We start from the raw sequence: 13,999 nt of genomic DNA on the forward strand, positions 1-13,999 counted from the left end.
CGGCAGGATCGGCACCCGCGCAGTCGAGCAGAGCCGCAGCCCATCACACCTTTGCAAAACGGTCGGCACAGCTAACGCGAGGCGGGGCTGGGCACGGTTTCGGCGGCGTGACCGGCGAGGCTCTGGCGTGCCTCGGCGATCTCTGCGTCCGTGATGTCGGCGGGGAAGGCCTGCAAGGCCCGGCGCAGCTCTTCCGGGCCGAGGCCCGCATCGGCCATGTCGCGCGCCGCGCGCAGGCCTAGAAGATTGGCCCCTGTGGCGCGGGCGGTATCCAGTGCGCGCGGCAAAAGCTCGCGAGGGTCACCGCCGCAGCGCGCCGAGAGCCGCAGAAGGTCTGCCTCGAAATAGCGCACCCCATTGGCGTTGCTGGTCTCGCGCGCCTGCGTCAGCAGCACCTGCGCCGCCTCGGGCTCGTGTTCGCGCAGGGCGATCTCGGCCATCCACGCACGTGCGTAGGGCAGGGCGAGGCTGGCGCCGGTGGCGAGATAGGCCTCGGTGCCCTTGGCGAGCAGCGCGCGGCCCTCGGGGTCTCCTTGCAGGTTGCGGGCGTAGCCGATGACCATCTCGGCCTGTGCGCGCCATTGCGCAAAGCCGTGCCGGTCGGCGAGCCGTTCGGCGATCAGCCCGTGATGCAAGGCGGCGGCGGGGGCGCGCAGGAAGTGGTGCATCACGCCGGTGAAGACATGCGCGAAGGCGCTCGAGAAATCATGCGCATGGGCTTCGGCGCCCCTGATCGCCTCGGCGCTGGAGTGCCGCGCCGCATCGGGGGCACCGCACAGCGCATGCAGCCAGCACAGGTAGCTGTGGGCGCAGACCGACAGGTCCAGCCCATAGCGTTCGATCTGCTCTTCGTGCAGGCCGGGGCGGTGCTGCGCGACGGCCTCTTGGAAGGCGTCGCGCGCCATGGGGAGCGCGCCGGCGTAATACTGCGTGACCCCCAGCGCGTAATTGGCGGCGACCGTGCCGACCTCATCGCCGAGATCGCGGCAGAGCGTCAGATAGCTTTCGGCGATGCGCGCGGCGGTGGCGATGTCGGCGCGCACCACGTAGTAGCTCCACAGCCCCCAGTAGACATGCGCAAGCTCGCCGCGCTCGCGCGTGCCGTCGGCGAGTTTCAGGGCGCGGGCGTAGTTGGCCTCGATCTCGGGCGCGGCAAAGCCGTGCAGCGCCAGAAGCTGCGGGCCGCGCAGCAGCAGGTATTTCAGTTCCAGCACGACCGCCTCATCGGCATCCGTCAGGCCGCGGGCAAGCTCGGCGGCATGCGCGAAATGCGCGTCGGCCTCGGCGTGGGCGGCGACGCGCAGCGCCTGTTTCCCAGCCGTTTCGAGCCGCGCGATGGCGTCACGCGGGCGGCCGCCCAGTTCGTAGTGCCGGGCGATGCGCTCGGCCGGGATGGGCTCGGGGGAGTTGGCGAGAATGTCGCCGAGGCGGCTGTGCAGCGCCGCGCGTTCGGCCAGCAGGATGGTCTGATGCGCCTGCTCTTGCAGCAGCGCGTGTTTGAACTCGTAGCGGGCGTTGGCGCTGCGGCCCAGCCGGTAGACCAGATCGAGGTGTTGCAGTTCGCGCAGCGTCGGATCGAGATCGTCCGAGGGGCGTCCGGCCAGCGCGGCCAGCGTGGCGCGGTCGAACTCGCGCCCGATCACCGCCGCCTGTTGAAGCAGCGTGCGCGCGCCTTCGAGCCGATCGATGCGCGCCGTCAGTGAGGCCTGCAGGCTGTCGGGGATCGCGCCGTCGACGCCGTCGGCGGCGGTGTGCACGAGCTCCTCGAGATAGAGCGGGATGCCGTCGGACCGGGCGACGATCTCGTCGATGCGGCTTTGCGTCCATGTTTCGGGGCAGATGCCGCGCACCAGTGCGGCGGCCTGCGAAGGATCGAGGTGGCCAAGCGTGATGCTGTGCATGCGCGGCGGCTTTGGCACGGCGATGCCTTCGGCCTGACGCGACGTGCCAAGCATCATCAGCGGCAGATCCTCAAGCTCGTTCGCGAGCCGCACCAGCAGCAGTTGCGACGTGGGGTCGAGCCAATGCATGTCTTCGACCACGAGCAGCAGCGGGTGGCCTTCGGTGGCCGCGAGGCGCAGCAGCTTGATGATCGCCGAGAGCAGCGCGTCCTGATCGTGCAGCCCGCCATCTTGTGCCGGAGTCAGTCCAAGCAGCGCCGAAAGCACCTGCTCGACCTGCGCAAGATCGAGCCCGGGGCGTTTTTCCAGCCACTGGCGCAGGCGCGCGCGGCGGGCGTCGGTGTCGGGCAACTCGGCAAAGCCCAGCATCTTCTGCAGGTGCTGGACCAGCGGGTACAGGGCGCTTTTCTGATGATGCGGCGAGCCGGCGAACTGCAGCAGCCGCGGCTCATCGGCCAGCGCCTGTTTCTTGAAGGCTGACAGCAGGCGCGATTTGCCGATGCCTGCCTCGCCGCGCAGGACGACGACCTGCACTTCGCCTTCGGTGGCGGCGCGCCAGCGGCGCAGCATATCCGACAGCTCTGCCTCGCGCCCCGTAAGCCGCGTGAGTTGCCGGGTGGCGTCAGAGATGAAGAAACGGTCGGCGTGGGCGCGCTCGCCCAGCACCACCTGAACCTGCGATCCATCGCCTGTGCCTGTGCCTGTGCCTGCTGCCGGGGTCATTTTGAACTGCCCGCGCAAGGCGTGCCGCATGGCGCCCGCGACGCGGGTCTGGCCGGGCTCGGCCTGCAGTTCGATCCGCGAGGCGGTCATCACCGCAGGGCCGGCGACCGAGACGATGGCACCCTCGGGGCCTTGCTGGCCCACCAGTGTCTCGCCCATGGCAAGACCGGCGCGCAGCGCGAGCGCACGGCCCGTAGCGTCGCGGAAGGGCGTTTCCAGCAGGCCCAGTGCCGCCATCACCGCCCGTTCGGCATCGGCCTCATGCGCGCGGGGGTGGCCGAAGAGCGCGATCATCCGCCCGTCGGCCTGATCGATGATCTTGCCGCCATAGGCGCCGATGTGGTCACGGCAGTGGGCGGCGAAATCGGCCAGCAGCGCCGAGAGGCTTTCGGGATCGCGATCGAGGTCTTCGGGGCGGGCAAAGCCCAGCACCGCCACGGTCAGTTGCCGCCGCTCGGGGGTGGCGCTGCCGTCGGGCCGCAGCAGGCCGGCGCCGCGTCCGCTGACCGGCGGGGCGGTGGTGTCGCGGATTTCTTCATAGAGATCCAGCGTGTCGGGGTCGGGCTCGGCGTCGAGTTCGCGCAGCAGCGCATCGTGGCAGCGCTGGAACTGTTGCAGCGCCTCGCCGCGTCGACCGCTCTGCCAGTAGTGCCGCATCAGGGCGCGGTGTGCTTCTTCGTTGGTCTCGTCGATGCGCAGCAGCGCGCGGGCGATCGCCGCCTGCGCCGGATCTTCGATCAACGCCTCGTGCAGAGTTTCCAGCACCCGGTCGCGCAGTTGCTCGCGGCACAGGCGGCGCCAGTCCTCGAAGGCTTCGGAGCGGATGTCGAGACCGGCGAGAAAGTCGCCGCGATAAAGATCGGCCAGTTCTGCGGCGGCCTCGGGCGTGGCGCGGGCGACCAGCGCGTCGATCTGCCGGATGTCGATGAACAGCTGCCGCGAATCCAGCAGCACGGCTTCCTTGCTCGACTCGATGCAGTCGAGCCCGCTGCGGGACAGGGTGCGGCGCAGCACCGACAGTTCTTGGCGCAGGCTGGCGCGGGCCTGTTCTTCGCCGCGGTCGCCCCAGAGCAGGGTGGCGATCTCTTCGCGGGGCACGGCACGGTCGGCCCGCTGCGCAAGGATGGCGAGCAGGGCAAAGGATTTGCGTGAACTCAGACGCAGCGCCGTGCCATCTGCGAGCTGCAGTTCATACCCCCCGAGCAACCTCAGCGCGGCTTGCGTCAAATTCGTTACTCCCCGAACCCCATTGAGCTGTGCTCGCGCAGGCTGATGTCGTGCCCATTCTTGCGGTGGTTCGCGGTGGCGATACACTTTTTACGTTGGTTTTGCGCAGGCCGCGGAACCTTGGGGTTTTATGCTGTTACTAGAAATACTTGGTTACCTTGGGGAAGAACGTTCAACGCTACATAGAGAAAATGCAAGTATTTCCCGAAATGATTGCAACAGTTTCCACGCGGATTGTGGTAGCCCGGACGACTCTGGGCCGTATCCGCGTCCTAGACGAGTAGATATTCCCGAGCGGGGCGACCCACGGGACGAGCCAAGGAGCCGCATGTGACCGCACCGCAAAAACCCTTTACCGGCCTGAGTATCGCAGGCCAGCCCATAGATGGCTCGGACGCGGCCTTGCACGAGGTGATCAAGTATCTGACCGTCCCGGCGGAGCAGCAGGCCGATGTGGCGTTTCAAGATGGAGATGCGGCGGCAATTCAAGCGTTGGAGGTGCCGCTGGCACGGCAGATCGTCGAGGCGTGGCAACTTTCTCCGCAGGGCCATGCTTTTGCCTCCCTCGAGGCGGCAGGCGACGAGATCCGGTTTCGGCTTGCGGCGATAGAGGCGATGAGCCGCTTCAACATCGGCGCTTATGACGTGGATTACTTTAACCCCGACATCGATCTGTTGCCCCGTCTTGGCAGCGCGGGGACGGAGCGGCTGTCGCGGTTCTGGCAGTTCTTCGACGACGAGGGCGCCAGCGAGGCGCAATTCGCGCAGGCGCCCGGCACGCGGGCGGCGCAGGCCATGGCGCCGGTGCCCGGCGCTCTGTGGCCGTTCCGCGGCGAATGCGCGGGTGGCTTTCAGATGGCGGTCTATCTGGGGCTCTTGAACGGGCTGGGCGCGGCGCGCTTTGATGAGATGGCCGCGCATTGGGGGCGCATGTACATCGGACCTTGGCGGGTCGGCAAAGAAGAGACGCCCAATCCGGCGACGCTGTTCATGATCAAGGCACCGCTGGAGGGGCCGCCGGTGCCCGGCGACTACCTCTATTTCAAGAACAAGGACGATTACCTGACCTGGGCGCCCGAGGGCTTCTGGACCGGGCTCAACGCCATGTACATGGGGATGGATGCGCTTGGCACGCGGCATTATTCCGGCATGGGGGCCAGTTGGCTGAGCGAGACGAACCTGCGCGCCTCGCTGGTCAACGCCTATTACCACGACTGCTCGCCGCATGTGATCGCGGACCCGATGACCGAGGTGCGGTTCACCCAGCGGCGGCTGCTGCAGATCCCCAGCGATATCGAGGTTGCCATGGCTGACCACTCTGCGCCCAAGGGTACCGCCACCGCGCCGACGCCGACCGCGCTGCTGGCCGCCGGGTTCTCGCCGCAGGCGCGCGGGGTCTTTACCCATCCGGGCACGACGCTGGCCGAGCTCTGCGCCGAGCTTGGCTTCGAGCCCGGCGATCTGCAGCAGGTGCGCAGCGCCGGGATCGACGCCACACCGCACCGGGTGAAGCTGGGCAGTGCCATGCTCATCGTCACGCCGGTGGATCCGGGCGGCAGCGCCAAAGACCGCGGCGCTTGGGTGACCGCGCATCTGCGGCTGAATCAGAAGTAAGTGCGAGGCGAGTGATCTGATGAGCGAGCATTTCCGCGAGGTGGCCGAGAACGCCATCGGTCCGTTTCCCGATAATTGCGCCGGATACGGCAATCCGCCGTCGACCGGCTGGGGCTATGTGGCGGCGCTGAAGCTGTCGATCGGCACGGTTGCCGCCGACATGGACGACGGGCTGGAGGGCATCGTCTCTTACGACCGGGCCGAATGCGAGGACGCCTACATCGGGCAGATCAACATGATCACCGTCTCCAGCTTCTGCGGCGTCAATGGCGCGGTCTGGGGGTATGATCTTGCGCGGGCCGATGATCTGGCGCAGGGGCGGGTGACGCCGAAGATGGTGCTGCCGCGCCACGATGGTGCCGAGGTGCCGGTGCTGCCGATGGAGCCGCTGCTTGACGCGGCCTACAGGCTGTTCGGGTCGCGGCATGAGCGGCGCTTTGCGCCGCTGCCGGGGGCGATGGTGGTCTGCGCCAACAAGTCCCAGACCATTCGCCCGAAAACCGAAACGACGATCTGGTGCGCGCTGGCGCTGGCCATCGCCGAGGACCGGATGACCACAGCCAACCTCTTCATCGAAGACGCTTCGGACACCGCCAGCACCGGCGACGCGCCGCTGGCCGACATCGAGGCCAATATCGCCAAGTCGATCCTGCGCTGCGGCGCCGATCAGGACGTGAAGTACCGCGAGATCTTCATCGGCACCAAAACCCAGCGGATCACCTCGGACATGGTGGGCTGTTCGCTGGCTTGCGTGCCCTATGTGACGCTGCCGCCCGCGGCGATCCCGGGGGGGCGCAGCGCGGGTGATCTGGCCGGCATGACCCTCAGCGAATGGGAGGCGGCGCTGAATTTGCCAGCCATGGAGCCCTATCCGGGCCGCTACCGGCGCTAGTTCGGTCTTGGGCGCTTGTATCCAGTGCGGCGCTCGGCGCAGATGGGCGCGAATTGCGCCGCGCGGGGGAGGGGCGGCGCCAGTGCAAGACCCGTCCCGTCCTGCGGGGCGCCTGACCGGAGAGCCGCCCGATGCCGCAGCATGTCGCCATCAACATCAAGACCCGTGCCTATCACACCCTGCTGGGCCCGCATTACGCGCTGCATGACTGCACCGAAGGCTACGGCCATCTGAGCGACGAAGAGCGCGCGGCGACCCGTGTGCTGGTCACTGCGGGCTTCAAAGGCGCCAAGGGCCCCGAGATGGACGAGTTGCCGAACCTCGGGCTGATCTGCTGCGTCGGCACCGGCTACGAGGGGATCGACGTCGAAACTGCGATTGCGCGCGGCATCAAGGTGACCCATGGCGCTGGCGTTAACGCGGGCGCGGTGGCGGATCACACGATGGCGCTGTTGCTTGCGGCGGTACGGCGCATCCCGCATCAGGATCGGCTGACCCGCTCGGGCGCATGGAACTACGGCGAGATGCCGCGGCCGCTGTTCTCGCGCCGCAAGATCGGCCTTTACGGCATGGGCGGCATCGGCGCGGCGGTGGCGCGGCGTGCGGCGGCGTTTGATCTTGAGGTGCTTTATCACAGCCGGACGCCGAAAGACGATCTGCCCTATGCCTATGTGCCCTCGCTGCTGCAACTGGCCGAGCGGTGCGATTACCTCGTCGCCTGCGTGCCCGGCGGCCCGGCAACCCAGCACGCGGTGAACGCCGAGGTGCTGCAGGCGCTGGGGCCGAAAGGCTATCTGGTCAACGTCGGGCGCGGTTCGGTGGTGGATACGGAGGCGCTGATCTCGGCGCTACAGAGCGGTGCTATCGCCGGGGCGGGGCTTGATGTCTACGAGGCCGAGCCGGAGGTGCCCGAGGCGCTGATCGCCTTGGAGAACGTCGTGCTGACGCCGCATATGGCGGGCAATGCGCCGGAGGTACAGGAGATGGCCGCCGACCTCATCCGCAACAACATCGCCGCCTTCACCGGGGGCACAGATCTGGTTAGCCCGGTGCCGGAGATGAAGGCGCTGGCGACGGCGGGCTAGGGAGACTGGCCGGGGCTGTCCTCACTCTGCCTGCGCGGGGTGCTGCTCGGCCACCGCGACAAGCTCGTCGACCAGTGCCTGCAACGCCGGGTCGGGCAGCGTGCCGTCGCGCAGCGAAATGCCGACCGGGCCGCCCAGAAGCTCGTTCTGCACCGGCAGCACCGTCAGTTCGCCGCTGTCCAGTTCGGCGCGCACCACGCCCGCCGAGATGAACCAGATGGTGTCCGACCGCGCCACCACGCGCCGGCCGAAGGCGTGGGAGACATTCTCATATGCGGGAACCGGCTCGCCCAGCCCCAGAGATTGCAGGAACGACCGCACCGAGCCCGAGATCACCGCGCCCGCAGGCGGCAGCATCAGCGGGAAGCGGATCAGGTCCGACGGCTCCCACGCCTGCCCGGCGAGCGGGTGGCCGGGACGGATCACCGGCACCACGCGCTCCCAGTAAAGCTGGCGGAAGCTGAGCCCCTCGCCGGTGCCGGTGGCGGGCATGCGCCCGACCACCAGATCGAGCGCGCCTTCGCGCAATTGCGACAGCAGCAGCCAGTTCGGCCCGGTGGAGACGCGCAGCGTGCAGTCCTTGTGGCTTTCGCGAAAGCGCGCGGCGGCGTCAGGGAAGAGCCCGGTGGCGGCGGTGGGCAGCACGCCGACGGACAGTTTGTGCTGGCTTTGCGGTAGCTCGCGCAGCAATTGCTCGCCGCGCTCGAGATCGGCCAGTGCCGTGCCCGCGTATTGCTGAAAGATCTTGCCTGCCCGGCTTAGCGCCAGCCGCCGTCCGCTGCGGTCGAACAACTGGGCGTTCAGGATCTCTTCAAGTTCGCGCACCGTTTTGGAGGCGGCGGGCTGGCTGACGTGCAGGGCCTCGGCGGCGGCGCTGAGGCTGCCAAGGCGGGCGGTCTCGAGAAACACCCTAAGGTGGCGCATGCGCAGGTGAGGGTGGAGCATATATAACCCATAAGTTATGAGTGATGCCTCTACTTATATTTTTCACGGGCGGTTTGCCATGGCAGAAGAGCGCCACGCCTTAACCGGCCCGAGGAGGACACATGCAGACAATCGACGCCGCAGGGGTGACCCTGCACATCCGCGACGAAGGCCCGAAAGATGGCCGCGTGCTGATGCTGGCCAATTCGCTGGGCACCGACCTGCGGGTCTGGGACGCGCTGCTTCCGCTGCTGCCCGAGGGGCTGCGCGTGGTGCGTTTCGACAAGCGCGGGCACGGGCTGTCGGATGCGCCGGCGGCTCCGTATGAAATGGAGACGCTGGTGGCGGACGCCGAGGCGATCTGCACGGCGCTCGATCTTAAAGACATCACCTTTGTTGGCCTGTCGATCGGGGGGCTGATCGGGCAGGGCTTGGCAGCCAAACGCCCCGACCTTGTCCGCGCGCTCGTGCTGATGGACACGGCGGCCAAGATCGGCACCCCCGAGATGTGGCAGACAAGGATCGACGGCATCCGCGCGAACGGTGTGGGCTCGCTGGCGGATGCCATTCTCGAGCGCTGGTTCACACCGGGCTTCCGAGAGAGCGATCCGCAGTTCGCGCTTTGGAAGAACATGCTCGTACGCACCCCGCTCGACGGCTACGTGGGCTGCTGCGCCGCCATCGCGGGCGCAGACCTCACCGAAAGCACCCGCGCGCTGAAATTGCCGGTGCTGGCGATGGCGGGGGCCGAGGACGGCTCAACGCCGCCCGAGCTGGTGCGCGGCACCGCCGAGCTTTGTGGAGCGGACTTCGCGCTGATCGACGGGGCGGGGCACATTCCCTGCGTCGAACAGCCCACCGAAACCGCCCGCCTGATCAATGACTTTCTGAGGAGGACCGCCTGAATGGACGAGCTTTACGAACAGGGCATGAAGACCCGCCGGTCGGTGCTGGGCGACGCCCATGTGGACCGCGCCGAGGCCGCCAAGACGCCGCTCGACGAGGCGTTCCAGACGCTGATCACCCGCAGCGCATGGGGCACGGTCTGGGCCTCTGACGCGATCAGCCAGCGCGAGCGCTCGATGCTGACGCTGGCGCTGCTGGCGGCGACCGGCAACTTCGAGGAGATCCCGATGCACATCCGCGCCACCGCGCGCACCGGGGCCAGCAAGCAAGACGTGCTGGAGGCCTTCCAGCACGTGGCGATCTACGCCGGGGTTCCGCGCGCCAACCACGCGCTGAAACTGGCCAAGGCGACCTATGCCGAAATGGAGGCGGCAGCCGAATGAGCAACTTCATCACCACAGACTCGATCAAGGACAAGGGCCCGCTGATCCCGCGCAACCGCGAGGTTCATCCGGTGGCCTATGACCCCGGCTACAAGACCAGCGTCACCCGGTCCCCGAACCTGCCGCTGCTGTCGATGGAAAGCTCGCCGTCGGAAGAGACCGGCCCGACCTTCGGCCACGGCAAGCTGGGCGAACTCGACAACAACCTCGTGCTGAACTGGACCAAGGGCGCGGCGCCGGCGGTCGGTGAGCGCATCCTGATGCACGGCCGGGTGCTTGATGAGAACGCCAAGCCGGTGCCGAACACGCTGATCGAGATCTGGCAGGCCAACGCGGGCGGACGCTACCGCCACAAGAAGGACACCTATCTTGCGCCGCTCGACCCGAACTTCGGCGGCTGCGGGCGCACGCTGACCGACGAGAACGGCTACTATCAGTTCCTCACCATTCGTCCCGGTGCTTACCCGTGGCCGAACCGTGGCAACGACTGGCGTCCGATGCACATCCACATCTCCGTTTACGGCCACAGCTTCGGCCAGCGCCTAATCACCCAGATGTATTTCGAGGGCGATCCGCTGATCGACCACTGCCCGATCGCCGCGACGATCAAGAACCGCGCCCAGCTTGATGCGCTGGTCGCCCCGCTCGATCTGGCGCATTCGCGCCCGCTCGACTACCTCGCCTACAAGTTCGACATCGTGCTGCGCGGCCGTCGCCAGTCGATGTTCGAGAACAAGCTGGAGGGCATGTGATCATGGTGCAGAAACTCGACACCCTCGTGGAAACCGCCTCGCAGACCGCCGGGCCCTACGTCCACATCGGCCTGATGCCCACCTACGCGGGCAACGCGGGCTATTACGACGAAGAGATCGGCGTGAGCCCCATCGAGGAGGGCTGCGACGGCGAGATCATCGAAATCACCGGCTCCGTCTATGATGGCACCGGCTGGGCGATGCGCGACGCGCTGATCGAAAGCTGGCAGCCCGACGCCAAGGGCGTGTTCCCCGGGCAGGAGGGTGCGGACCCCAAGGTTTCGGGCCATTGCCGCTTTGCCGCCGATGCCGAGACCGGCGAGTTCACCCTGCGCACGGTCAAGCCGGGCAAGGTGAAAGGCCGGGGCGGCGTGGAAAGCGCGCCGCATATCTCGCTCTGGGTCGTCGCCCGCGGCATCAACATCGGGTTGCAGACGCGCATCTACTTCGAGGACGAGGACAATTCGGCTGATCCGCTGCTGGCGCGCATCGAGCAGCGCCCGCGCGTGGACACGCTGATCGCCAAGAAGACCGGCGAGGGCACGTACCGCTTCGACATTCGCCTGCAGGGCGAGGGCGAAACGGTGTTCCTCGACATCTGAGGCGCAGAGATTAGAACGAGGCGACGGGGCGGCTGTGCAGGCCGCCCTTTCGGCATGTGGAGGGACAGGACCTATGAGCGCGAGCGTTTTCGATCACCCTTGGCTGGGCGGGCTCTTCGCCGACCCCGAAATGGCGGCGATCTGGTCGGCGGACCGGCAAATGTCGCATATGCTGGCCTTCGAGGCCGCATGGAGCCGCGCGCTCGGCGCCTGCGGACGGGCCGATGCGGCGCTGGCCGAGGCCGCGGCGGCGAAGATCGAGACGGCAAAGATCGATCTTGCGGACATTCGCGCGGGCATGGCGCAAGACGGGGTGCCGGTGCCGCGCCTCGTGGCACAGCTCAAGCAGATCGTCGGCCCTGATCTGGTGCCTGCGGTGCACAAGGGCGCGACCTCGCAGGACGTGGTGGACAGCGCGCTGGCGCTGACCCTGAAGCAGAGCAACGCGCTGCTGGCGGACCGGCTGGCGCGGCTGGAGGCGGCGCTGATCGATCTCGATGCGCGCCGCGGCGAGACTCCGCTGATGGGCCGCACGCGGATGCAGGCGGCCACCGAGATCACCGTTTCCGACCGGCTGCGCCCGTGGCACCAGCCGCTCGCGGCGCATCTGGAGCGGTTGGCGCAACTGGCGCCGCGCGTCGAGCGGGTGCAGATCGGTGGTGCCTCGGGTGACCGCAAGGCGCTTGGCAAGGACGCGCAGGCGGTGGTCGATCACGTCGCCGCAGCGCTTGGCCTCGCGAGCACCGATGGCGCGTGGCACGCGATGCGCGCCGGCGTGGCGGATTACGCCGGGCTGCTGTCGCTGATCACCGGCAGCCTCGGCAAGATCGGGCAGGACGTCTGCCTGATGGCGCAGCAGGGGCTGGACGAGATCAAGCTCTCGGGCGGCGGCGGCTCTTCGGCTATGCCGCACAAGCAGAACCCGGTGAGCGCGGAACTTCTTGTGACGCTGGCGCGGTTCAACGCGGTGCAGCTGTCGGGGATGCATCAGGCGATGGTTCACGAACAGGAACGCTCGGGCGCGGCATGGGCGCTGGAGTGGATGATCCTGCCGCAGATGGCGCAGGCCACCGCCTCGGCGCTTGCCACGGCCATCGCGCTGGTGGGCAAGATCGACCGGATCGGCACGCCCGAGGCGACGTGAGCGGGCGGGTAGAAGGCCCGGATGATCCCGCTTTGAAGATCGTCTGAGAGGCGGACGCCAAAGATCCAATGCGAGGGGGACTCTCCCCGCGCGCGGACCGGTCCTGCAGTGTTGGCGGACGGCGCGACAGGTCCTGAAGGACGGCTGCTCTCTGGCGCAGCGCGCAGAAATCAATCAGTTGCAGAGAAGATTTTCTCGCCACGCGCAAAACTCTCTGGGTTGAGTGCATGCGCAGTTGACAGCGACCACCAGATGTCAGTGCATTGGGATAGTCTACGTTAATCTTTTATTAATTGCTTTCGGCATCGAACAGAGCCGCAAGAACTTTTCCCATTAAGGACAGGAGTTTGGTCAATGGCGAGCAGCCCGCGAATTGCCGTGTCGACTTGCGATCCCCGCTTCGGCGGTGCGATGCGCAAGTGCTGCACCGGGCTGCGGGTGCTCTTTATTGGTGTCTTGGCCGCCGTCGGCTTGTCCGGCGTGGGTGTTTCTGCCGCCAATGCGGATGCGCCAGCGCCGGTCTCTGAGGTCGCAGAAACTGTGCTGGTTTCAACGTCCGAAGACCTTATGGCTGCGCTGGCGTCGGCGCGTGGTGGCGAGATCATCTCGCTTGCTCCGGGGGCCTATGGGCGCCTCAGTTTGCGTGCGCCACTTGCCGCGTTCGACAAGCCCGTGACCTTGCGGTCGGCCCGTCCAGACGCGCCCGCGACATTCGAGAAGATCCAGCTGCGCGGGGTGCGAAACCTCGGTCTTGAAGGCTTGGCGTTTCGTTATCAGCCGCGCAAAGACGATGGCAAACTCGCCGCGATGCTGGATATTCGAGGCGATGCCGACGGTCCGGCGCGGGGTATCACAGTGCGGGCCTGCAGCTTTGCGGGTACGCGTGTCCCCGATGGGATCGGTGCCGACCCTCTCGATGCAAAGGCGGTCGCTGCCGCCAATGGTCTGGTTTCTGGCGCCTATGCCGGGCGCGCGCTTTATGTGCGTGATGCCGAGGATTTGCGTGTGACCGGCAATCGCGCCACGGCGGTCTACCGCGGCTTTGGTTTTGAGCGCGTGGCGCGCCTCGAGGTAGACAGAAACCTGCTGCAAGACATCCGCTCTGACGGGATGACCTTCGGAGAGTTGCAGGATGCCAGGATCGAGAGAAATGTGGTGCGCGAGTTGCACCCTTGGCGGCATGAGGAGGCGCCCGGACGTGGCGATCATCCTGATCTCATCCAGTTCTGGACGACGAATTCCAACGCCCCCACGCGCGACGTGATCATCCGGAAGAACATGCTCATACAGCAGGCCGCAGCAGATGACAGCTTTGCGCAGGGGCTCTTCATGCGAAACCCAAAGGCGGAAGCCGATGCCGAAAGGCAGAGCTTCTTCTACCGCGATATCACCATCGAAGATAACGTGATCTACAACGGTCACATCAATTCGCTCGTCGTTGGCGAGACACTTGGTCTATCCGTGGCAAGGAACCTGCTGATCGCCGATCCTGAAGCCGGGGAGGGGCGGCTCCACACTCCGATTTTGTCGATCGCCGCGCGGTCCGAAAACGTGACGGTGATGGACAACACACTGCCTGAACTCTCTGCCGCCTACAGCACCATTGACGGATATGTCTCGCTGGAGCGAGGCCAAGCACTTGGCTGGCGGGTGGAGGGTAATCGGTACACCCGGCTCGACCGGAGCGCTGGTGTGGTTTTCGACGAAGAAGGTGCGGAGCTTTACAGCAGTGACACGGTGATCGAGCAGATTGACGCTGCGATCATTCGGATTTTGCGCGGATGTATTGGGGACAATGAGCCCAATCCGACCGCAGTGACCGCTGGCTGTTTATGACCATGCACGG

General features: G+C 66.8%; 11 protein-coding genes. 9 read left to right on the plus strand and 2 right to left on the minus strand.

Annotated features, from left to right (window positions below; genetic code table 11):
* Positions 1-71: 71 nt before the first annotated feature.
* On the minus strand, positions 72-3,851 hold the full coding sequence (locus ACXAJT_RS17050; protein WP_475237172.1) for an AAA family ATPase: 3,780 nt from the start codon (positions 3,849-3,851) through the stop codon (positions 72-74).
* Between the two features lie 330 nt (positions 3,852-4,181).
* Between ACXAJT_RS17050 and ACXAJT_RS17055 the strand changes: the two genes are divergently transcribed.
* From ACXAJT_RS17055 to ACXAJT_RS17065, 3 genes are all read left to right on the plus strand, one after another.
* Positions 4,182-5,465: a hypothetical protein gene (locus ACXAJT_RS17055; protein WP_475237174.1), complete on the plus strand. Its 1,284-nt coding sequence runs from the start codon at positions 4,182-4,184 to the stop codon at positions 5,463-5,465.
* Between the two features lie 19 nt (positions 5,466-5,484).
* Positions 5,485-6,357 (plus strand): histidine decarboxylase, pyruvoyl type, encoded by an 873-nt coding sequence (locus tag ACXAJT_RS17060; RefSeq protein ID WP_475237175.1) that lies wholly within the window; start codon positions 5,485-5,487, stop codon positions 6,355-6,357.
* 131 nt (positions 6,358-6,488) lie between these two features.
* Positions 6,489-7,442 (plus strand): 2-hydroxyacid dehydrogenase, encoded by a 954-nt coding sequence (locus ACXAJT_RS17065; protein ID WP_475237177.1) that lies wholly within the window; start codon positions 6,489-6,491, stop codon positions 7,440-7,442.
* 21 nt (positions 7,443-7,463) lie between these two features.
* On the opposite strand, the gene ACXAJT_RS17070 is transcribed toward ACXAJT_RS17065, so the two are convergent.
* Entirely contained in the window at positions 7,464-8,387 is a 924-nt protein-coding gene (locus tag ACXAJT_RS17070; RefSeq protein ID WP_475237178.1) for a LysR substrate-binding domain-containing protein, read from the minus strand.
* A gap of 101 nt (positions 8,388-8,488) precedes the next feature.
* Here ACXAJT_RS17070 and pcaD point away from each other — a divergent pair, with 101 nt between their 5' ends.
* From pcaD to ACXAJT_RS17100, 6 genes are all read left to right on the plus strand, one after another.
* Positions 8,489-9,271, plus strand: a complete 783-nt coding sequence (gene pcaD / locus ACXAJT_RS17075; RefSeq protein WP_475237181.1) for a 3-oxoadipate enol-lactonase — start codon at positions 8,489-8,491, stop codon at positions 9,269-9,271.
* Positions 9,272-9,655 carry a 4-carboxymuconolactone decarboxylase gene (gene pcaC, locus ACXAJT_RS17080; RefSeq protein WP_475237182.1) on the plus strand — a complete coding sequence of 128 codons (384 nt, stop codon included), beginning with the start codon at positions 9,272-9,274 and terminating at the stop codon, positions 9,653-9,655.
* A complete protein-coding gene (gene pcaH, locus ACXAJT_RS17085; RefSeq protein ID WP_475237183.1) occupies positions 9,652-10,407 on the plus strand; it encodes a protocatechuate 3,4-dioxygenase subunit beta in 756 nt (251 codons plus the stop codon). Before pcaC ends, pcaH begins: the two co-directional genes overlap by 4 nt.
* 2 nt (positions 10,408-10,409) lie before the next feature.
* On the plus strand, positions 10,410-11,009 hold the full coding sequence (gene pcaG / locus ACXAJT_RS17090; protein ID WP_475237184.1) for a protocatechuate 3,4-dioxygenase subunit alpha: 600 nt from the start codon (positions 10,410-10,412) through the stop codon (positions 11,007-11,009).
* Between the two features lie 73 nt (positions 11,010-11,082).
* The gene (locus ACXAJT_RS17095; RefSeq protein ID WP_475237187.1) at positions 11,083-12,153 is read left to right on the plus strand and encodes a 3-carboxy-cis,cis-muconate cycloisomerase; all 1,071 of its coding nucleotides are present in this window, start codon (positions 11,083-11,085) and stop codon (positions 12,151-12,153) included.
* Positions 12,154-12,507: 354 nt separating this feature from the next.
* Positions 12,508-13,989, plus strand: a complete 1,482-nt coding sequence (locus ACXAJT_RS17100; protein WP_475237188.1) for a hypothetical protein — start codon at positions 12,508-12,510, stop codon at positions 13,987-13,989.
* The last annotated feature ends 10 nt before the right edge of the window (positions 13,990-13,999 follow it).

The organism is Salipiger sp. ABF4_146 (assembly GCF_056161345.1).